The sequence below is a fragment of the Nitrosomonas communis genome (assembly GCF_024102715.1).
Lineage (GTDB): Bacteria > Pseudomonadota > Gammaproteobacteria > Burkholderiales > Nitrosomonadaceae > Nitrosomonas > Nitrosomonas communis_B.
The window spans coordinates 1-21,504 of the sequence record NZ_JAGFJM010000040.1 but is presented as its reverse complement, the minus strand read 5'-3'; the positions used below and the strand labels follow the sequence as shown (position 1 = coordinate 21,504).

The 21,504-nt window shown below is 45.1% G+C and carries 21 protein-coding genes and 1 pseudogene; 11 read left to right on the top strand and 11 right to left on the bottom strand.

What is annotated here, in order from left to right; translation table 11 throughout:
* From J5I83_RS04180 to J5I83_RS04175, 3 genes and pseudogenes are all read right to left on the bottom strand, one after another.
* A partial coding sequence (locus J5I83_RS04180) for a transposase (RefSeq protein ID WP_369683378.1) occupies window positions 1-126 on the bottom strand: 126 nt, incomplete at its 3' end.
* 230 nt (window positions 127-356) lie between these two features.
* A pseudogene (locus tag J5I83_RS14495) lies at window positions 357-485 on the bottom strand (transposase); the annotation flags it as partial.
* A gap of 31 nt (window positions 486-516) precedes the next feature.
* Window positions 517-1,278: a hypothetical protein gene (locus J5I83_RS04175; protein ID WP_304053520.1), complete on the bottom strand. Its 762-nt coding sequence runs from the start codon at window positions 1,276-1,278 to the stop codon at window positions 517-519.
* Between the two features lie 500 nt (window positions 1,279-1,778).
* Here J5I83_RS04175 and J5I83_RS04170 point away from each other — a divergent pair, with 500 nt between their 5' ends.
* Entirely contained in the window at window positions 1,779-2,228 is a 450-nt protein-coding gene (locus J5I83_RS04170; RefSeq protein WP_304053518.1) for a hypothetical protein, read from the top strand.
* A gap of 262 nt (window positions 2,229-2,490) precedes the next feature.
* Here the strand turns inward: J5I83_RS04170 and J5I83_RS04165 are convergent, their stop codons facing one another.
* The 3 genes from J5I83_RS04165 to J5I83_RS04155 form a co-directional block, all read right to left on the bottom strand.
* Window positions 2,491-3,384 carry an endonuclease/exonuclease/phosphatase family protein gene (locus J5I83_RS04165; RefSeq protein WP_304053516.1) on the bottom strand — a complete coding sequence of 298 codons (894 nt, stop codon included), beginning with the start codon at window positions 3,382-3,384 and terminating at the stop codon, window positions 2,491-2,493.
* A gap of 717 nt (window positions 3,385-4,101) precedes the next feature.
* Complete coding sequence (locus tag J5I83_RS04160) at window positions 4,102-4,248, bottom strand: hypothetical protein (RefSeq protein WP_304053514.1); 147 nt, start codon at window positions 4,246-4,248, stop codon at window positions 4,102-4,104.
* 73 nt (window positions 4,249-4,321) lie between these two features.
* Window positions 4,322-4,579, bottom strand: a complete 258-nt coding sequence (locus tag J5I83_RS04155; RefSeq protein ID WP_304053512.1) for a hypothetical protein — start codon at window positions 4,577-4,579, stop codon at window positions 4,322-4,324.
* 679 nt (window positions 4,580-5,258) lie between these two features.
* On the opposite strand from J5I83_RS04155, the gene J5I83_RS04150 reads away from it, so the two are divergent.
* On the top strand, window positions 5,259-5,753 hold the full coding sequence (locus tag J5I83_RS04150) for a low molecular weight protein-tyrosine-phosphatase (RefSeq protein ID WP_304053511.1): 495 nt from the start codon (window positions 5,259-5,261) through the stop codon (window positions 5,751-5,753).
* A gap of 190 nt (window positions 5,754-5,943) precedes the next feature.
* Window positions 5,944-7,323 carry a porin gene (locus tag J5I83_RS04145; protein ID WP_304053510.1) on the top strand — a complete coding sequence of 460 codons (1,380 nt, stop codon included), beginning with the start codon at window positions 5,944-5,946 and terminating at the stop codon, window positions 7,321-7,323.
* A gap of 94 nt (window positions 7,324-7,417) precedes the next feature.
* Here the strand turns inward: J5I83_RS04145 and rluD are convergent, their stop codons facing one another.
* Window positions 7,418-8,455 carry a 23S rRNA pseudouridine(1911/1915/1917) synthase RluD gene (gene rluD / locus J5I83_RS04140; protein WP_304053509.1) on the bottom strand — a complete coding sequence of 346 codons (1,038 nt, stop codon included), beginning with the start codon at window positions 8,453-8,455 and terminating at the stop codon, window positions 7,418-7,420.
* On the opposite strand from rluD, the gene J5I83_RS04135 reads away from it, so the two are divergent.
* Window positions 8,454-9,254 carry an outer membrane protein assembly factor BamD gene (locus tag J5I83_RS04135; RefSeq protein ID WP_304053507.1) on the top strand — a complete coding sequence of 267 codons (801 nt, stop codon included), beginning with the start codon at window positions 8,454-8,456 and terminating at the stop codon, window positions 9,252-9,254. The genes rluD and J5I83_RS04135 overlap by 2 nt on opposite strands.
* Window positions 9,255-9,286: 32 nt before the next feature.
* On the opposite strand, the gene J5I83_RS04130 is transcribed toward J5I83_RS04135, so the two are convergent.
* Together J5I83_RS04130 and J5I83_RS04125 are read right to left on the bottom strand one after the other, a co-directional pair.
* Entirely contained in the window at window positions 9,287-9,760 is a 474-nt protein-coding gene (locus J5I83_RS04130; RefSeq protein ID WP_304053505.1) for a universal stress protein, read from the bottom strand.
* A gap of 50 nt (window positions 9,761-9,810) precedes the next feature.
* Window positions 9,811-10,671: an alpha/beta fold hydrolase gene (locus tag J5I83_RS04125; protein WP_304053503.1), complete on the bottom strand. Its 861-nt coding sequence runs from the start codon at window positions 10,669-10,671 to the stop codon at window positions 9,811-9,813.
* 179 nt (window positions 10,672-10,850) lie between these two features.
* Between J5I83_RS04125 and J5I83_RS04120 the strand changes: the two genes are divergently transcribed.
* The 7 genes from J5I83_RS04120 to J5I83_RS04090 all read left to right on the top strand — a co-directional run bounded on the left by J5I83_RS04120 (window position 10,851) and on the right by J5I83_RS04090 (window position 20,210).
* Complete coding sequence (locus J5I83_RS04120; protein ID WP_304053501.1) at window positions 10,851-12,050, top strand: EAL domain-containing protein; 1,200 nt, start codon at window positions 10,851-10,853, stop codon at window positions 12,048-12,050.
* 88 nt (window positions 12,051-12,138) lie between these two features.
* Window positions 12,139-12,522: a RidA family protein gene (locus tag J5I83_RS04115; protein ID WP_304053500.1), complete on the top strand. Its 384-nt coding sequence runs from the start codon at window positions 12,139-12,141 to the stop codon at window positions 12,520-12,522.
* A gap of 6 nt (window positions 12,523-12,528) precedes the next feature.
* Window positions 12,529-14,277 (top strand): NAD(P)H-dependent oxidoreductase subunit E, encoded by a 1,749-nt coding sequence (locus tag J5I83_RS04110; protein ID WP_304053498.1) that lies wholly within the window; start codon window positions 12,529-12,531, stop codon window positions 14,275-14,277.
* A gap of 6 nt (window positions 14,278-14,283) precedes the next feature.
* Window positions 14,284-15,030 (top strand): 2Fe-2S iron-sulfur cluster-binding protein, encoded by a 747-nt coding sequence (locus tag J5I83_RS04105; protein ID WP_304053497.1) that lies wholly within the window; start codon window positions 14,284-14,286, stop codon window positions 15,028-15,030.
* Window positions 15,020-15,565 carry an NADP oxidoreductase gene (locus J5I83_RS04100; RefSeq protein ID WP_304053495.1) on the top strand — a complete coding sequence of 182 codons (546 nt, stop codon included), beginning with the start codon at window positions 15,020-15,022 and terminating at the stop codon, window positions 15,563-15,565. The genes J5I83_RS04105 and J5I83_RS04100 overlap by 11 nt, the downstream gene beginning before the upstream one ends.
* Before the next feature lie 489 nt (window positions 15,566-16,054).
* Window positions 16,055-18,976, top strand: a complete 2,922-nt coding sequence (locus J5I83_RS04095) for a cadherin-like domain-containing protein (protein WP_304053493.1) — start codon at window positions 16,055-16,057, stop codon at window positions 18,974-18,976.
* Window positions 18,977-19,247: 271 nt separating this feature from the next.
* On the top strand, window positions 19,248-20,210 hold the full coding sequence (locus tag J5I83_RS04090; protein WP_304053492.1) for a universal stress protein: 963 nt from the start codon (window positions 19,248-19,250) through the stop codon (window positions 20,208-20,210).
* Window positions 20,211-20,516: 306 nt separating this feature from the next.
* Here the strand turns inward: J5I83_RS04090 and J5I83_RS04085 are convergent, their stop codons facing one another.
* Together J5I83_RS04085 and J5I83_RS04080 are read right to left on the bottom strand one after the other, a co-directional pair.
* A complete protein-coding gene (locus J5I83_RS04085; RefSeq protein WP_304053490.1) occupies window positions 20,517-20,924 on the bottom strand; it encodes a transposase in 408 nt (135 codons plus the stop codon).
* 311 nt (window positions 20,925-21,235) lie between these two features.
* On the bottom strand, window positions 21,236-21,504 hold a 269-nt coding region (locus tag J5I83_RS04080; protein ID WP_304053488.1), incomplete at its 5' end, for an alanine:cation symporter family protein.

Sequence of the window (21,504 nt, the reverse complement as noted above, 5' to 3'; positions counted from 1 at the left end):
CACCGCACAAAATACTTCGTACAAATCGATTCGACGTGGACTGGTCTTCTTGCGCGCACTTTCCAGCAGTGGGCGGATCTGCTCGAACTGTTCGCGACTGATATCACTTGGATAACGTGTTCTCATCTTGCAAGTATCACACTTTTTCCGTCAAACCAAAAGACTTTGAACGGGTTCTTAGAGAGTCTATTGATTTTATCCCAGATTTTCTATTAGGAGAATTTTCTAATAGAAGCCATTAGAAAAACTTATTGAATATAATTGGAGTTCTCTATATTGCTTGCTTAAATTTGTAAATTTTGGCTCTTCCGGCAAATGCGTATTTATGAGTTCGACTGACCAGAACATAATTGTTTTCATGGAGTGCCATAAGTTTTTAACTTAAAGAATTCGATATTTTTAAAGCCATAAGCTATTTTGTGTGCCGCTTTGATCTTGTTGTTGATGCCTTCCAATGGCCTGGTTGATAAGCCATTGAAGTCGAAATAAGCAAGGAGGAGAGAGGCTGTTTACCTCTCAACGGAAGGTGAAAAATATACCGATTTCTCTTTTATAGTCTTGATATGTGTCACCAAATTCCTGAATCAGGCTATGTTCTTCAAATAGAATACCAATGAACATATAAATAGTCAGTGATATGACTAATACCAATCGGGTAACGGTCATATCGGGGGTTGACCAGAAGATGATCAATAGTCCTAACATCATTGGGTGACGACTGTAGCTATAGACCCAGTGTCTTTTAAAATCCACCGGTGTGTAAGGTCTGCCTGTTGCATATAACCAGGCCTGACGTAAACCCAGCAGTTCGAAGTGATTGGCAATCAGTGTCGTGAACAATACATAGGCTACGCCAAAGAAAGCCAAGCAGAGTACCGCAAGTCTGATGTACTCATGTTCAATTGACCATACAATACCGGGAAGCATTTGCCAATACCAAAGCATTAATGCCATCGCTATTCCTGCAGCCAGGACAAACGTTGACCGTTCCAGATGAGCGGGAATAATCCGGGTCCATTTTTGTTTGAAGCTTTTTCTGGCCATAATCGTGTGTTGCAGAACAAATAAAAGTATCAAGAAAGTATTGATAGCCAGGGCTGCAAAGAGATTATTGGTTTTAATGTCAGAGAGTGAATAAGGCGCCATGCCGGTGGACGCAAGGAAAAACCAGAATAATGCAGCAGAACCTATACCATAAGCAAATAGCGCATAAGCGATAGCAAATCCACGGAATAGAATATTGGTTTTGTTTACGGAGTGGGTAATTGACTTATTCATTATTTCTTGTCATTTAATGGTCTTAAACTAACTCAGAGTCTCCGGATCGCATTTTTATCCTATCATCTAACCGAGAAAGACAAGAATAAAAATCAGGTACGAAACTTTCTTGAGGTATTCAGCAGCGATTCCAGCCAGTTTGTGATATATAACTAAACAATGCCGTTCAGGATGCTCCTGCTTTTCATTGGTATTTTGCCCTGCTAGGTGTCGATCGTGACTAGTCTTAGCCTAACCAGCGGTATGCCGCTCTGCATGTAGCGCAGTTCCAAGTGCGCAAGAAATGGAAGAAATACCAGGGCAGAGTCGACTGTTGCATTACTGCGCCTTATTGCAGGAGGCGCGAGGGATACCGCAAGGACTAAACACCATCCTGATCTAGCTTGATAATCATCAGAAAGCTGCTTCGTGTGTGATATGAGATTGTTCGCCAACTGACGGTGTTTTTTGCTATTCTTTCTTTGGTTTTTTTACCCTTCTTTGTCATTAGGAGTATTCTCATGAACATTTTTGATGGAATCGATAAACTAATTAAGGGAAACAAATCTGCTGCCATATTGAAAGAACCCGTCCTTCTTCTCAAGGAAGAGTTTGCTGCTCTCTATGCGCAGCTTTCCATATGCAAAAATCAGACAACGGCGCTTATGGAAGAAATATCAAATCTTAAGAAGGAGAACGAAAATATTAAATTTGAGAATTGTAAATTACGTGAGAAAATAGAGACTTTTCATACTGTTAAGTTTGAGAGCCGCAATTTGCGCGAGAAAATAGAGAGTTATCATCATTCCAATCCTCATGAGCATGCTTGCGAACATTGCGGATCAACTAAACTGAGATCAATACGCAGCCGCCATGGTCGCATATTCGAGGATTTAGGTGTTAGAAATGCGCTTTTTACATGCGATGAATGTGGAAACGAATCATCTTTCATGGTTGCTTTGCCTGGCTAATTTTGCCGCCAATAATCGCGCGCTTTGTTCTGTTGCTACGGTGTGCATGTACTAAGCACCCCCGTAGCAGCTTCACCATACAGATAAATGAGAAGGCTCAGAAAGTTCTCTATAGATCATGGCGCTAACTTTCCAACCAAGTGGCCAATTATGGCTTCAAGGTTCAATATTCTTTAATTCTTTCTTGGTCATTATTATTTTTTCCTTGATCGCTTTAAGTGGATGTTGCACTACAATCCAGGTGGCAAATACGAACGCCTGGTTAATCAAGCTTGATATTCATGAATAAGGGTGCATGATCCGATGCTTTTGGATTGCTTTCCCCAACATTGGAGAATCTTTGGCCGGTATAGCGTTCCGCCCGATAGGGCAGTCCCATTTTCATAACTTCTGGGGAGGATGGATTATGGCTGGCCAGCGATGAAGACAGGAGAAGGTAATCTAGCTGGCGATATTCATTACCACCTGCATAGAAATGAGTCCATTGTTCATCCTTGGGAAGCCGGTCTAATACATTTACCAGACCATCGTGTGCAAGCAGAGCATGCAGTGATGTGTCATGGCTTGGATAATCATTAAGATCACCCAGAACAATGTAGTTGCCTTCATAGCCTGTTTTGTGCCACCGTTCGGATATAATTTCTGCTACCCGTTGAGCTTGTTCAGTACGCCTTACCCTGGTTGCATCGCGCCCACCCACCATAGACTTGAAATGATTCACAAAAATAATCAATTCCTTGTCATCAATATCAATATGAACTTCCAGACAGTCACGCGAGAAAAGAGGTGCTGTGTTAGCTGCGTTCCTTTCATGACGATATGATCTAATCGATGTTAATGGATACTTACTTAATAATGCCACATCAATCTTTCTTGGATCATGACTATCGATTACGATACGATGTCTATACTGCATTCCACCCAGGTATCTTGAGTTAAAATGATCTAAAACTGGAAGGCTTTCCACTTCCTGTAATGCGATTACGTCGGCATTGACTTCTCGAATCGCGTGAGCGGTAATTTGTTTTGCAGTTTCGTCGTAGATTTCAAATGCCAGATCGTTAATGGTAAAGCCATCGCTTTCTCCGGGATCAAAGCTATTTCCGAATTTGTAGCGAGCAAAGAGGTTTTCGCAGTTGAATGTTGCAATTCTCATCATTTCCTCCTATTCCATGGTCAAGATTTATGAGGTTTAATGCTAGGAACCTGTTAGGCTCGAGACTAATCTCTTGTGCCAATGGGAATAGCAGCCTATATTCCATGATTTTTCGTTGTATCACCCATGCGTCTCCAACGCGTGAAAATCAATTCTAGTTAGCTATCCAGGTTCCTGGGAAAAGATTAGACCTCTCAAATGATTGGGGCCAGAATGACTTAATATTGGCATCCAATTTTCTGATCGACTGCTTGAAGCAGAGCAGAAGCCAGACTCATTGCCAGTGATGCTAAGAGATAACAAATAGACCTGCAATAATGCATATGCATACAAATTTTGTTTCTCTGCATTAGGAAATATTAAAAAGAAACAATCATGTAATTTGGTTGGCAACGTGAGTTGGTCAAAGTAACCGGAACAACATAACGTCACACAGTTCCTTGGCCAGTCATGCTGGAAATACAATGAAAGATGGAGTGAATCCAGATTTTATTATCCACAATTTCTGTGGATAAAGCTGTAGGTAACTGCTTTATATCGAGGAGGGGTAATGGTTATTTCGAATGCCTCAGAAAGATACTAAAGTTTTCGCAATTCTGGTTCGATAAATTAGCTTCGAAGCACTATCTCTCATGCCCCCTTCTAACCCGGTGGATTACCTGATCGCTCCCCGGGTTGTTTTTTAAATGTAACTATTCACCCCATGCTTCATGGGCTTTATCGGCCATCGCCATGTTGTAACGGACCGTGCATGTCCGGTGGGAAAGCGCCTTGTGGCGCTACAGGTTGGACAGCATTTGATTTCAGTATCCACATGGTCAATGACTTTCTCAAATACAATATCGATCTTAGTTTGCCTTTCATGATCGATACAAGGAGCCTCACTGAGATCTTGTGCGCAGCTATTGCAAGTGAGAACTTGAGAAATCGTAACGGTTTAATTAACGCGTGTATTGCTGGCCTGATCCTTGTTCTCACTTTTGCTTTTGCCGTTACTTCCAGCATGATTTAGCGCAGATTCATCTTTTGGTGTTTGCGAAGAGGGTTTGCTGGAATTGCTGCTGTCTTTTTTAATGCTGCGTTCAAGAAAGATAGCCAGGATCAGCTCGACAATCATAAACAGGCTGTTCCTGATTGCCTGGCTCTCAGAAGAGAGTTTTCCTTCGGAGCCAAGACGGTCGAAGTCTGCTTTCAATCGACTGACTTCATCTCTAACTGAAATTTTATCCAGGCTCGCTACGTTAATGTTAATGAGTTATTATCGATAACTCCATCATAATTCCATTTCTAAATCAAAACTGACATTGTCGGCTTCACCTTGCCGTATTATTTATACTGTCTGCGGCTCGCCTTCGCGTCATTTTTGATTTGGAAATGGAATTACACGGTTTTTTGGGGGGCGTTCGGTAAGCCAGTCAGCGGGGATAAAATAGACTTGCCCAGAAAAAACAGCAAAATCACATTGAAAATGGCTCATCGCTGGATCCAGGGCGATTACCGGGAGAATTTATCAGTGCGGTACAAAATTGAATTTTTCTCGCCCAAAAAACTGTCAAGTGTTTTTTAATTATTTTTTGGAGGGGGCGAGTAGTTACTTTTGACTTATCTTTAATGTAGCGCCATCTGCCTTGTTTTATCCGGTTGCTCAACCAGCAGGATCTTGCGCAAACAGAAAGTAAGAGGGGTCAATATTTTATGGCTTAAATTTAGGACATCCTAGAGGTGGCATCTTCCTGACTATCTTGCCAACAAAGTGCGGCGAGGGGGATTACCATGGTCTTATTGAAGGATAAAATTTACCTCCCAATTACGGCAAAGCTCTCATGGGCTTTTAGGATTATTTATTAAAATGAACTGGAAGTAATGAAATAAAAATGAAACAGGATAATAAGGTTAAAGTGCTCTTTGTTTGCATGGGTAATATTTGTAGATCACCTACTGCAGATGCGGTATTTAGACATCAAGTCAGAACTGCCGGCCTGGAGAAGCAGATCTATGTCGATTCAGCAGGTACACATGCTTATCACACAAATGAGCCCCCTGATAGACGTGCTCAAAAAGCAGCGCTGACAAGGGGATACAACATGCAGGAACTGCGAGCTCGCACCGTAGAACCGAGTGATTTTGAAGAGTTCCACTATATTCTGGCAATGGATAAAAGCAATCTTGCGATACTTCGCGATCGTTGCCCGCAACAACATAGTCACAAACTCGATTTACTAATGCGCTATAGCAGTCAATGGGGCAGGTATCAGGAAATAGCAGATCCTTATTACGGCGGAAGCCATGGCTTTGAAATAGTGCTGGATTTGGTGGAAGGTGCCAATCAGGGGCTGCTAAAGCATATTCTTAGCCAGGGTCAAGAATAATCCTGGTGATCAGAGCACCTTGCTTTATGCCAAAGAGATTTCGCATTGACCAGACCTTGTGTTATGTGTAAAGTCAAATCCTTGTGAGAAATAAGGTTATTAACTTTTGTTGTCGTGCGGAATAAGGTTATTAGCTGTACATTTCTTGTATTTTTAACTGATAAATCCAAGGGGAAGGGGGAAAGGGAGAATGAGAGTTAATTCAGAATGCAAGAGTCGAGCGATCTTTGCCGCAGTTGGAGGAATGTTATTATTTGGCATGAGCTCTGCTACCGTTCATGCAAGTACTGCCATGAATTTTCTTGATAAATCCGGACTTAATCTTGATCAGTACGGGCTTAAAGTTGGTGGCTGGATTCATGGCGGTGCAACTTTCAATCCATATCAGACTGATGGCTTCAATGGTCCGGTTACCTTTGCAGATCAGGCTAATCGATTTCAGCTCAACCAGCTTAATTTGTTCATTGAACGGCCAGTGGTAACAGAAGGGAACTCATGGGATATAGGTTTTCGAGCCGACTTCTTGTTCGGTACAGATGCTATTTTCACACAAGCCTATGGAAACCCCGCATTTGATGTAAATGATGGAAGACCTTTAAGTGACCGGGGTAACTGGGATCTTGACATTTGCTGTAACTCCAGTCGTACCTATGGTATCGCGTTTCCACAGGCCTTTGCAGAGGTGTACGCACCAATTACAGAGAATAGAGGCGTAAATGTAAAGATTGGACATTTTTATACCCCGATTGGTTATGAAACAGTGCCAGCACCTAATAACTTCTTCTACACCCATGCGTATACCATGCAATATGGTGAACCATTTACGCATACCGGGATATTGGGCGAGTATGCCATTACCGATAATTGGTCTGTGATAGCTGGGGCACTTACAGGGAGCGCTACAGGCGGCTGGGATGGTAATTTTGATAAGCAATTGGCGAACTGGGGTGGCATAGGTGGATTAACCTGGACAAGCGATGATGGTGATACCTCTCTCAATATCAGCGGTACAGGTAGCACAACTTCCACCCGGCACAGTGATTTCTGGGGAATGTTCAGCATTGTGCTGAAACACATGATTACTTCAAGAACCCATTTTGTTTTGCAACATGACCATGGTTTTGCTGATAATGTGCTACTCAATAACCTTCATGTTACTAATGTAACCAAGAATGCTGAGTGGTATGGAATCAATATGCATATCTATTATGATGTAACATCGGATTTGTCTGTGGGTGTGCGGGGTGAATGGTTTCGCGATCGGGATGGTTTCCGTGTGTTTTCACCAGGCCGGGTTGGTCTTGCGACCAATCACTTGGGGCAGAGCTATGCATTGGGTGGCTCAACCCAGCTTGCCGCCAGTTCCCCTTCAGACTATTATGCTGTCACACTGGGTTTAAATTGGAAACCGGCAAAAATGTTTAATCTGACCGACAGCCTACGGCAATTAAATATTCGTCCAAACTTTCGTTATGATGTGGCAGACCCACTGCATGGTTCATCCTATAGACCATTTGGTGGCAATAATGATCAGGTGTTGTTGTCACTTGATGCAATACTGCCATTTTAGATCAGCAATTTTTAGGAGATAGTAAGTTGTTAAAATACTCAAGAAATGCACCCGCGGGTGCATTTCTTTTATCATGCTCGCTTCTTTATTAAGATTAAGATAATGAAACGCTCGATACTGCACGATATTGCCGCAGCCCTTGGAGAAGTATGTTGATATCTTCAGGCAGAGCAGAATCCCACTTCATTATTTCTCCATGCTGTGGATGCGCCAATGCTAATTGCTGTGCATGCAAAGCCTGTCGTGGAAATTGCATGATTAACCGCGCTATTTCTACTGGGAGCTTTTTAGGTTTACCGGTATAAACTGGATCACCCACGAGAGGATGGCCTATGCTGTGCATATGGACACGAATCTGATGAGTGCGGCCGGTTTCCAGGCTGCAGCAAAGCAATGTGCAACCTTCGAAATGCTCTAATATTTGATAGTTTGTGCGAGCCGGCTTGCCATGGATAGTCACAGCCATTTTGGTGCGTTGTACAGGATGTCGTCCTACTGGCGCATCGATATAGCCACTTTGTTTGACTTCACCTAGTACGATTGCGAAATAATCCCGCTTGACGGTATGTTGTTGCAATTGTCGAACTAGACTAGTTTGTGCCTCTATCGTTTTAGCGACAACAAGCAAACCACTGGTATCTTTGTCTAACCGATGAACAATACCTGCTCTGGGTATCTCATTAAGCTGCTTGCGATAATGAAGGAGCGCATTTAATAGTGTTCCCTGCCAATTCCCATTGCCGGGATGCACCACTATTCCTGCTGGTTTGTTGATAACAAGCAATTGATTATCTTCATAAATAATTTTGAGCGAAATTGCTTCTGCAGCATGCGCTGTGTTGACTGGTACAATATGCGGTCTAATGCTAATTTTTTCGTTTCCCCAAATTTTTTGTTTGGGTATAGCTGCCTTGCCATCTACGTGCACACGTTTTTCGAGTATCCAAGACTGCAAACGGCTGCGTGACCATTGTGGCAGTAACTGTGCTAGCACCAGGTCCAGGCGAATTCCGATACAATTTTGAGGGGCAATTAAATCAATAACAGATTCGGCTTGCGCAGTCAATGCGGACAAAGATGGCTTTGCGTTATAATCTTGAATAGTTTTTTTAGCTTCTATAGGAAATTTCATGAGGCATAGTTTAATTTTAGTTCTGGTTTTTGGGTTGTCGGCTTGTGGTTTATTGAAGGAAAAATCAGTAGATAATAGCCAATGGTCACCAAATAAATTTTACTCCGAAGCTAAGAATGAATTAAATAATGGCAATTATGAGGCGGCCATCAAATTATTCGAAGCACTTGAGGCGCGTTATCCTTACGGGCGGTATGCGCAACAAGCGCAACTTGAAACTGCCTATGCCTATTATAAAGATCAGCAGCAGGCTTCAGCTATTGCGGCAGCAGATCGATTTATTCAACTTTATCCGCATCACCCCAATCTTGACTATGCATATTATATCAAAGGGTTAGCTAATTTTCATGATGATCTGGGAATCATGGGTTATATCTCATCAAAAATTATTAACCAGGATATGAGTGAGCGTGATTCAAAGGCGTCACGTGAATCGTTTGAAAATTTCAAGGAATTGGTTACCCGATTTCCCAAGAGTAAATATACCCCTGATGCGCTTAAGCGCATGGCACATTTGGTTAACGTGGTCGCTAAAAGTGAAATATATGTTGCGCGCTACTATATGAAACGTAAAGCTTATATTGCCGCAGTCAGGCGTGCGCAATATGTTCTTGAGGAATATCCGCAAACACCAGCCACAGAAGAAGCTTTGTACATTATGGCCAAGGCTTATGATGAAATGGGGATGACCAATTTACGAGATGATGTGGAGCGTGTCATCAGAAAAAATTTTCCTGAAAGTGAATACCTCTCTGATTCGAGTCTGTCAGGAAAAGAAGCCTGGTGGAGAATATGGTAATCGGATGAACTCTTGGAAGAGAGCGGATACTTCTAGGAAGATGTAAACATTACCGACCCGGTCCATTTATCTTCTAAGCGGACGGCTAATACATCGCACTGCGCATGGTGCAGCACCCCGCTGGCGGTAGAACCTAGAAGTAGTGCAACACCATGACGTCCATGTGAGCCAACTACAATCAGATCAACCCCTTCTTCGTTAGCAATCCGGATAATCTCTTCTTCCGGTTTCCCCCAGATTAACCATTGATTGGCGGGATCAATGGTTAATCTGTTTCCTGCCTGTATTAATTTATTTTTTTCTATTTCAAGTAATTCGTAGGATGAATCTGTAGCAAGTGGAATAACCGTACCATAGGCGGTATCTGGCATTGGGATATTGTCCAGTACGTGAATAATGCTCAATTTTGCATTAAAGAAGGTCGCCAGGCGTTCAGCTTTGCGTGCCACATACGTGTCCTGATCAGAGAAATCGACTGCTAACAGAATATGCTGATAATCGGCCATGATGACTCCTTTGATTTGGCAGGATGTTGTTAACTCCGAAAAAAACTATTTTACTGCCATAGATATTTAGACAGAAATGAAGAAATACGATCCTCATAGCTTCTGCTGTCGTAAGTATGCATGTTATAGTGGCCAGCACCTGGGACAATCCACAGTTCTTTTGGCTGAAGCGCGGCATTAAATAATCGCTCAACCTCCGATTGCGTGGTATGTCTATCATGCGTACCTGAAATCAGGAGAATAGGACTATTCAGATTGCTTATCCGATCGATGGGATTGAGCTCATCGGTTGACAGGCCCAAAAGCAAAGATAAATAGGATAATAAGAGCGGTTTAATTCCTATACCAAAGTCACCGAGATGAAGTTTTAGGCGATTCTCCACGGCCTCTTCAAATGTCGGATGAAGAGACTCCAATACCACGGCATCAAGCTTCAGAGGGGGATCTGCCAACATAATGGCAGCTGCCCCCAAGGTTACACCGATAGCAGCAACACGTTCGGATGGGAAATTGTTCCGTAGATAGGACACAGCTGCTTTGACATCTTCCGATTCACGCACACCAAAAGTAATTCGTTCGCCCGGTGTTTCCCCATGGGCCTGCAGATCAATCAGTAGGACGCCGTATCCCTGGTTATTTAAGAATCTTGCCCTGCCAAGCATTTCCAGGCGATTGCTACGGATGGAATGAACAAGCAATACTATGCCATTACCACGGCTGCCTCTTGCCAACCAGCCATGTACTTTGTGGTCGTGATCAGCAGCAATTTGTACTGCTTCAACTGGAAAATCAGGTATCAAGACGCCAACAGCAGTCGATGCTGGACCGGTCAGAATCTCACCCAGAATGACAATGCCGATGACTGCAGCGACCAGAATTGAAGAAATTTGAATCAGAAGCCAGCGATACATTGTTTTGGGAATTGTCTAATAAGAGATTGTTGCAATTATGAGGATTATCTAAGTAAAGCCCATGTTTTTATATCATGCTCAGGTAACATAATCTATAGTATTAAATTATAGCAGCGAGTTTTCTTGATAAACTGGAATTCTTCTTATTATCCTTATTCTGAACTAAGGAAATGATGCTTATGGCAGCGCTCAATGATCAGTGTTTTATTCTGGCTGTTCAATTGAATCAACCAGAACGCTTTCGGGAGATTTTTGGTAAAGCAATCGTCAAATGTGCTTATGCTGATATGACGCGAGATATTCAGCGATTATCCGAAGTTCTGTTACAAAAATATCAATGTTATGGCGCCATCACTTCAGCTTATTTCGGACGCTGGTATAGAGTGTTTAGTTCCAAAGCATCCGTGATGTCTTTCGACATGTCAGAGCAAATCCCGCTATTGCAGGAAGTAGGTGCTGCAAGGATGCATGAATTGCTGATTACCAATTTCGGGCAAGCAACTGGCAGCCGGCAAGATTTTAGATTATTGATTCTACCCGCCCCAGAATGCCTGGATGATAAGCTGATAAACCAAGCTATCGATCATGCGCTTAAGCTTGTCTCTGACACGAGTCCAGCTTTGTATGCTAATGAAACCAAGGAGCTCCTGCAGCTACTGATTGAAGAGGATCAGTTGCAATGCTTTTTTCAGCCTATCTTTTCACTGACTGATCAAGAGATTGTTGGCTATGAAGCTTTATCGCGTGGGCCGGCTGATTCAGTTTTCTCTACCGCAGACGCCTTATTTACTGCTGCCAGACAGTTTGGCATGACGCAAGCACTTGAATTTACCTGCCTCAAAAAAGCAATCAATTGGCTGACTCATATTCCGAAGCATTTATGGATATCAGTCAATCTGGGGCCAGAGTTATTCATGTCAGATGAATTCCAGCAATATCTGTCCAGTCCACATATCAGGCCTTCGTCATCACGCATAGTTTTCGAACTGACAGAGCATCTGCCAATTGAATCAGCTGTTAAGCTGCATGATGTGCTGAGAAATTTCCAGAATACTGGACTTAAGCTTTCATTAGACGATACGGGGTGTGGTTTTTTTGATATGACGACCGTCGAGGAACTGCATCCTGCAATTGTTAAATTATGCATCACTGTAATCAGCCGTATTGGCCGTAAAGATGGTATCGAGCGGGAGATGACGGAGACGATTCGAGCGATTACTGCGCTAGGTGGACTGACTTTGGGTGAAGGCGTGGAAAATACTCAGCAGGCACAAGTACTCAAGCAATGCGGGGCAGCTCTGGTACAGGGTAATTTGTTCGGATTGCCACAACCTGCAAAACAATTATTTTTAGCTGAAGGTAGGCAATTGCTGCAGTGATGTTAGTGTATTTGGTCGACTTTGGCGGCGAGTCTAGTTGATTATTATTGAATGAAATTTTATGAAAATATTTTATAGGGAGATAAGTATGGCAAGACGACTGATCAGCTCAGGTTCCACTTTTGAAGAAGAAATTGGCTATTCCCGGGCAGTTGTGGAGGGGGACTGGGTTTTTGTGTCTGGTACGACGGGCTTTGATTATTCCACCATGACGATATCAGATGATCTGCTGGAGCAGGCCGAGCAGTGCTTCAAAAATATCGAAGTTGCCCTGCGGCAAGCAGGCTCTGGTTTGCAAGACATCGTGCGGGTCACATATGTGCTGCCTAATGCAGCGGATTTTGAATTGTGCTGGCCGATTTTCCGCAAGTATCTCGGTAAGGTTCGTCCAGCAGCCATGATGATTGCGGCGGGTTTATCTGATCCGCGCATGAGAATCGAAATCCAGGTAACTGCCCGCAAGAGCGTTTAAACGACTATGTCTGATCGACTGCATTTGCTGCACATTCTGCATGAATTACAGCAGAAGCATCGGTATATTCCAGAGGAATCGATCCGTGATGTGGCTGCCCGATTCAATTTGCCTATTAGCCAAATCAGGGCGGTCGTTGAGTTTTATGCCTTTTTTTCTACTACACCTTGCGGTTACTATCACATTTTATTCAGTAATTGCACCAGTTGCGGTTATCAAGCCGGTGACACCAATTTATTGCATCTGCTTACTGAGCAGCTAGGTGTCAGGATAGCTCAAACGCATGCTGATAGGCGTGTCAGTGTGCAGGAAACTTCCTGCATCGGCATGTGCGACCATGGTGCCTCGTTGCTGATTAATGGCCTGCCGCTGATTCATCTGGATTCAGAAAGAATCACGCAGATGGTTGGTCTGATCGAAGCGGAAAAACCTTTAAGTGAATGGCCGTCTCCATGGTTTCACATTCATGACCAAATCCATAAACGCGGTCTGCTGCTTAAGGAAGATATATCGGCTGGTGATGGATTGCGTGCGATGTTGTTACGAGGCAGGGATGAAACGCTGACAGAAATCAGTCAATCAAAGCTGCGTGGACGGGGTGGGGCTGGATTCAGCACAGGCTTAAAATGGCGTCTTTGCAAGCAAGCAGTAGGAAAGGCGCACTATGTGGTATGCAATGCAGATGAAGGTGAGCCAGGCACTTTCAAAGATCGGATGTTATTGCAGCAGCATGCCGATGCAATGTTTGAGGGAATGACCATTTGCGCTCACGTCATTGGTGCGCATCAAGGCTTCGTTTATCTGCGCGGGGAATACCGCTATTTACTGCCTCATTTGCAGACTGTTCTGGTGCGGCGCCGAGGATCAGGCTTGTTGGGAACGACTATTCTGGGGCAAAGAGGATTCGATTTCGATATTGACATTGTGGTGGGGGCGGGTGCTTATATTTGCGGGGAAGAATCGGCCTTGATTGAATCACTCGAAGGAAAACCTGGCATTCCGCGTAGCCGTCCTCCTTTTCCTGTGACGCATGGCTACCTTGGGCAGCCTACGGTGGTAAATAATGTCGAGACGTTTATCGCTGCAGCGCATATTGCTTGTAAGGGAGCCACATGGTTTACCTCGGTGGGGACAACCGCATCTACCGGAAGCAAACTTCTGAGTATCAGCGGTGACTGTACTTCGCCCGGTATTTATGAATATCCGTTTGGTGTCACCATCCAGCAAATTTTACAGGATTGTGGTGCTAGCAATGTGCAAGCAGTGCAGGTAGGCGGTCCCTCAGGCACGTTGATTAATCAAACTGCGCTTCATCGTCGGATAGGTTTTGAGGATGTTTCCACCGGCGGTTCTTTCATGATCTTTAATGAGAAGCGTGACATGCTGGCTATCATTCATCGGTTTACAGCTTTTTTCGCACACGAGAGCTGCGGCTTTTGCACGCCGTGCCGGGTGGGGACCACTTTGCTCAGGAAAGGTCTCCATAAAATCATCGTAGGGCAGGGCACACGCTACGACATGGCTGAATTGCAGCATATGTGTGAGCTGATCAGACGTTATTCCCACTGCGGATTGGGTCATACAGCAGCCAATCCTATTTTGGATGGCTTGCAGCATTTTTCACAGGCATTCGAGCAGCGATTGACTCAGCGTGACTTTATCCCGCATTTTGATCTGGATACTGCATTGGAAGCAGCCCGTCAAATGACGCAACGTAATGATGAAGGGGCGCATCTTGATCAAGGAGCAGAATAATTAACCATGACTACAGAGCCAGAACCAAAACTAATTTGTATTGATGGCCAGGAAATTCCGTTTCAGCACGGACAAACCATCATGGATGCTGCACTGGCAGCGGGTATTTACATTCCGCATCTTTGCCACTTTCCTGGCATCACCCCACAAGGTAATTGCAAGCTGTGCACCGTTGAGGTCAATGGCAAGCCGCTGACGGCGTGCACCAGCCCGGCTGCAGATGGACAACAGATTCGCAACAATACCACCGAACTCAACGAAGCGCGTAAGGCGCTGACACAAATGCTGTTTATGGAGGGTAATCATATCTGCCCCTCCTGCGAGAAGACTGGCAATTGTCCTTTGCAAGCAATGGCTTATCATCTTGGCATGCTGCATGGCCGCTTCCCGGCGCAATACCCGCTGCGCCAGGTTGATGCCTCGCACCCAACTATCATGCTGGATCGGGATCGCTGCATTTTGTGCAGCCTTTGTGTACGCGCCAGTCGGGAAGTGGATGGTAAAAATGTCTTTGCCATTGCAGGGCGTGGCATTCATGCCAGTCTGATTGTCAATACGTCCAGCGGCAAATTGGCTGATAGTGACATCGAGCCCAGTGATTTGGCAGCAAAAATTTGTCCGGTCGGTGCAATCCTGATCAAGGAGCATGGCTATGACGCCCCCATTGGCCGGCGCATTTTCGATCAGCACAAAATCAGCGAAATTGGTCTGGAAAAAGAGATTGTTGCGAGAGTCAAGTCCGATGACCAATAAACCCAAGCTCAAACTTGCCACCACTTCGCTTGCCGGCTGCTTCGGTTGCCATATGTCCTTTTTGGATATGGATGAGCGGCTGGTGGAGTTGCTGGAGCAAATCGAATTCGATCGTTCTCCCTTTACGGATATCAAGCAGCTCGGCCCCTGTGACATCGGTTTGATTGAAGGCGGTGTTTGCAATGCGGAGAATGTGCACGTTCTGCGCACTTTTCGTGAGCATTGCCGGATTCTGGTGGCAGTCGGTGCCTGCGCGATTAATGGTGGCGTGCCTGCCATGCGTAACCACTACAGCTTGCAGGAATGCCTGGAAGAAGTTTATTTGAATAGTCCTGATACGGTTAATCCGCATATTCCGAACGATCCGGAATTACCCTTGTTGCTGGATAAAGTGTATCCAGTTCATGAAGTGGTCAAAATTGATTACTTTTTGCCGGGTTGCCCGCCCACCGGAGATGCTTTTTATAGCCTCTTGAAAGATTTGATAGGGGGAAGAGAGCCGCAGGTAGAGAAGGGAAGGCTGCGGTATGATTAATAAAGATCTCCCCGCAATAGCAAAGTGAGCTTTGTCCGCTGGTGAAATATGTTCTTTGTAACCTCATGTCCATATTTTGGAAATATTCTCCAATTCGATTGTCCAAATTTTTAAGGAATTTATGTAGTGAGAAATAAGCATTTTGCTTATATTTTTTTAATGGATAACATCTAAGATGTTTTTTATAAGGCTGCTTGCAATCCATAATTTTTCTTCAGGAAGGGATAATAGGGTGAGCCGATTTATTCTTCCGAGCGGCATCATTCTTAATGCAGTCAAGACGTGCTAATTCCATTTCTAAATCAAAAATGACGCGAAGGCGAGCCGCAGACAGTATAAATAATACGGCAAGGTGAAGCCGACAATGTTATTTGATTTAGAAATGGAACAACTACAGAAGAGATGGCAGGTTAATCAATAACAGCGTGAGCAGAGACCTTGTAGGTAGGATTAGCAGCAAATAATTATTCCTTGCTATTGGAGGTTAAAATGCATGTTGAAAAAAGAGGATGCATGGATCTGAGAGGACTGACAGTTGCTTTTATCTTAGCTTTGCTAGTCATATTTCTCCCTCTCAACCTGACTAATGCTGCCCGGGCGGCAGAGCCTGCTGCGTTTGGCAGCTGGGTCAAAACTGCCAAGATTGGTGGTGCCGCGCTATTTACAGGCATGACAGCGCAAGAGATGGAGCAAATTATCTCTAACATGGTGGCCCAGAAAGTTACCGTTATCGAGGCTGATTCTAATCTCTCTAACTACCTGAGCGATGCCCAATTCGAGCAGGAATTGGCGCTCATGCGCAGCTTCGCGACCGAAGCCCATAAACGGGGTCTGAGGGTAGTTTGGTATTACCCGGGCCTGGAGGTGTTAACGCCCAATGGCAAGAATCTTGAGCACACCATGTTTAAAGATCACCCGGATTGGGTACAAATTAGCATAGATGGCCAACCTAATGTGTTTTATGGCGGTGATGGCCGGGTTCACTGGGTCGAGAAAGACATGGAAAGTGCATGGATGTCGCCTGAATCACCCTATAAGGACTATTTTCTTGACCGCGTCCGGAAGATAGCAGCTACAGGAATCGATGGCTTATGGCTAGACGTTCCCCTGTTTAACGATATTGGGGTAAAGTGGGCTGGTTTTGATCCCTATGCAATTGCAAAGTTTAAAGCCGACACAGGTCTTGATGCACCAGTGGCCGAAGACTGGACGGATTCAACCTGGAGACGCTGGATTGCCTGGCGTCACCAAGAGATAGCGTTGTTTTTGCGTGATGTGGCCAGTGCAGGCAGGGCTGTTAATCCAGAATTCCCTCTAATCGTCGAAACTGTCACTTTAGATTACAACGCCGCGACTGTTATCGCGCTGGATGGGGCCGACTTGAAGAATTCGGAAGGAATCACGCACGTCTGGGAAATCGATGCATTGAGCGATGGTAACAGTATGCGCTCTTCTCTAGAAGACGATTGGATATCTCTCATCGCTATGAACAAGTTCGGAAGGGCAGCCTCAGGTAAAAAGCCATCCTGGGTGTTTACTTATGGTCAGCTTAGCGATGATGCAGAATTGGTGATGGCAGAAGCCCTGGCTACACGCAACAATCCATATGAAACAAAAATCCCGCAAATGACCACGTCGGTAGGCGCTGATTACCGTACCCGTATGTTTGGATGGATTCAAGAAAACTCGCCCTATCTATTTGAGGCGCAACCTGGTGCGCGGGTGGCAGTTCTTTACTCGTCCCCCAGTCGTGACTATGTGGATCAAGCGGCAGGAGTCGGGCTATATACTGATACGACATCTAACGACCCGCTTTGGTGGAGTACTACTCCGATTGACAGCGCCTACGAGCGGCAATATTTAGCTGAGTACCGCGGTATGGTGAAAATGCTGGTACATCAACATATTCCTTTTGAAAGCGTCGTCAATCCCGTTGATTCAGCAGAGCTGATGCCCTATGAGACAGTGATCTTGCCAGCTGTTCAGGCGATTTCTGATACCGAAGCTGCTATCCTGCGGCAGTATGTTCAGAACGGCGGCAACCTGATTATCACGGGCACCAATCCCACCGGTCTGGATGAATATGGAACAGCCCGTGCTGACTATGCTCTAGCCGATCTGCTGGGATTTAGCAAGCGTGACCCGCTTCCTGCCGAGAAGCACAACACATTTGGTGCGGGTAACGTACTTTTCTCTTCCGTCTCGTTGGGGAAAAACTATTTTGTCTCCAGCGACGCAACAGCACTCCAGAAATTATCTGGTGCCGTTCAGGCAACCAGTACAATCCCGTTGACAACTGACGCTGACCGCCGCGTCCATTTTGAGTTATCTCAGCTTGGCAATCAGACAATTCTGCAATTTGTGAATTTTATCGGTGTCGATGGCTCTTTTACAGTAGAGCCAACTAATTTTACCGTAAGCCTTAAAATTCCTGATGGCAAGCAGGTAACTGGCGTAGCCCTGACCTCGCCAGATTTGCCCAATACACCCGCATTGAGTCCGCTTAATTACACGACGGCAAATCAACAGATCAGCTTTGATGTAGCGCTAAACCAATATGCGCTCGTCGTGATCTTTTATGATGGTGCACAACCGCCTTCCAACAATCACACGCCAATCGCGAGCAAAGATAATTTTAATACTGGCATCAATGTGCCAGTGAATTTTACGCACGCCATGCTGTTAGCCAATGATGGCGATCTCGATGGCGACACGCTAGTTGTTACAGCTGTGAACGCTGCCAATGCAAGCGGCTCACTTGTAAATCAGGATGATGGCAGCTTTACCTATACCCCAGGACAGGATTTTGTCGGAACTGATACCTTGACCTATGCCATTTCGGATGGGAAGGGAGGAACTGATCCAGGTATCATCAATATTCATGTTACTCCGCCCGTAACAGTTTATCATCCCACGAGTGTGACCGTTACTACCGGAACCTTTGATTTTGGGACTATGGCAAGCTTTAAGTCAGTGGATAATGACACCTATGACATTTTATCCGCCGCAGTAGCAGGTGGACAGGGAATCGATTGGCATGTAACGACGACGCTGGCAGAATCTCCTGCGACTGTCGCACAAATTAAAGTGACTCATATCGGTCAATATGGTCAGACTGGCGTAACACAAAACTTTTATGTATATAATTTCCGGGATCAAGCTTGGGAACTTATCAATACCTCCACTGTTAGTAATGAAAGTGATCTTTCTGTGTCCAAGATTATCGACACTGAGGTATCCAAATATATCTCTCCGCAAGGTGAGCTCCAAGTTCGATTAACAGGCTTTAAGGCAGGAAATAATAGCCTACAGAGTTGGTCGAATGCGCTATCCTGGGAGGTGTTGCAAGCTACCGGAGATGGGGCGGCGCGAGGCGCCCTTAACTCAATAAACTCGCCTGCTGCCAGTTAGCGTGAGGTGCACAGCGGCCTGACGTTCAACTTCACTGATGGAGAGTATGGGAGAACTATGCGGAAGGAAGATTGATATGATTGATAATCGTGCTGTCCCGATGTATTGATTGATAGTCAAGCAGCTCACAGCACAGCGCTGAGAAGAGTAAAAAGATTTTCTTTTGCTTTAAGAGTAAGGCGGTAATCCATAGACGACTATCTGTGGCTGTCTGGAAAGTAGGGTTGAAAAAGCCTATATTCGATAATGTTTGTGATTGACGGGTGTGTACATGATCAGGCGGGTACTCATACCATTGGATGGTTCTGAATTGGCAGAGCAAGTCATTCCTCATCTGTTGCGCTTCGTTACGCCAGAGCGAAGCGAGTTTCTGTTGATGACGGCATTGCCCTCATCCCTCCTTCCCATCCTCGGTGATACGATCAGGTCATTCACGTCTGAGCAGACTGCTATATCGAATGAAGATGAGGGACGCGTGCGTGTAGCAGCAGTGGCGCAGCAACTCAAGCAGGTAGGCTTCAAAGTAGAGAGTCAGTGCTTGCCAGGAAAACCCGCTGAAAGCATTCTGCGTCTGGCGGAAGAAGCATATGTCGATTTGATCGCCATGTCTACGCATGGCAGAACGGGTTTTGAATTGGCGTTGCTAGGCAGTGTTGCGGATGAAGTGATACGTTATGCATGTTCACCGGTATTTCTGGTGCCTGCCAGGATTGTGGCAAAACCTGATCCACTACCTCATATTATTCTCCTGCCACTTGACGGTACTCCATTAGCTGAGACAGCTATCCCCGTTGCCCGTCAGTTTGCGCAGAATACCAATGCAACCATTCACCTTGTTCGCGTGGTTGAGTCGCATGATACTGAAGAGGGGTTAACAACCAGTCATGCGTCTCTCGATTTGGATGATATTGAAGGGCAGCCTATAAGCCAGCAGGCAGCCTGTTATCTGGAGCGGATTCAGCTTCAGCTGCAACTGGCTGGCATTACGTCCCGTCGCCAGGTTGCGAAGGGGGATCCGGCTGGCGTCATTGCCCGTATTGCCCATGCAGAAAATGTCGATTTGATCGTCATGAGCACGCACGGGCGGACAGGTGTAGAGCGCATGGTTTACGGCAGCGTTGTTAGCCGGGTCATCAACAATACAGTCTGCCCATTGTTGCTAATGCGCGGGAAGGTATCGGTCGATGCTTGCGAGCGCATTGAGAACGCAGTAGCTGCAGGTTCTTCTTGCTAGCAGTGCCGGACTTACTGGAGCTTGAGTTTCAGGAGATAGGTTGTAGAGAAGTCAATGCTTTAGTTGCCATATCAGCTGGACATATCAGAGCCACTAATTATAGGATGAACGCTACTGGCCTTCATGGCAAGTGGTATGGTATTCCAGTCATGTATGGTGTAGCCACCTCAGTACCCTTAGTTTCTTCAATTCATCAAAACTTTCTCGCAATCTTCCCAGCCCCGCCACAATTGTCCAAAAAATTCTTTTGCTCAATTGTCAAACCTTCATCACGCTGCGATGATATAGCCTAATTCCATTTCCAAATCAAAAATGACGCGAAGGCGAGCCGTAGACAGTATAAATAATACGGCAAGGTGAAGCCGACAATGTCAGTTTTGATTTAGAAATGGAATAAGTCACATAAAATGATTCAATTTTAAAGAGCTGCTCAACGGTTTGGTTTTGTTGTTTTCTGATTGCTTTGGCTTGTGCCCATTTGTGCGCAATGAGGTTAAGGTCTGGTGAATATGCTGGCAGATATTCAAGCGCATGTCCGGCTTGTGTGATTGCATTTTGAATATCCTGCCTTTTGTGAAAGGTCGCGTTATCCATGACCACAACTGATGCTGGCGGGAATTTTGACAACAGATCGTGTACCGTCCAGCCGAAAAAAGTATCTGCATCAATATTGCTTTTGAACAACCCCATCGTCAGAAGACATTTGCCGATCAACGCGCTGCCGCCTACGCAATGGTAAGTCCTTCCTTCTTACAAACAGACAAAACTTTGCAGCGAAATGATGATGGATAAGTCATCTATGGTTTGCAATCAATTTATTTGAGCTTTGCTATATTTAGAAGAAAACGCGAATGAACGCAAAAAAGGCGAATATTATTGGGCACGAGATCCATATTGCCTACCGGGCACGCAGGGCAACTGGAGCGGCACAACCGAAATAGGAGTTTTATTCGCATTCATTCGCGTTTTCTTTTTCCACGCACTTACGTCCTATTTAATATCCAGCAACTCTGGTTCGGTCATGATTATTTTCCAGGATGTACATGTACTTTAAAGTATTCCTTGCTCAGTTTCTTCACCAGGCCGGCGAGCAGCACCAGCGCCAGGAGATTGGGCAGGGCCATGAGGATATTGGTAATGTCGGCAATGTTCCACACCATGCGCAGCGGCACGATGGCGCCCACCACAATGAGCAGGGTATAGATCACCCGGTAAGGCATCACAGCGCGTCCGCCGAACAGAAACTTAGCGCTGCGGTCACCATAATAGGACCAGCCAATGATAGTGGAAAACG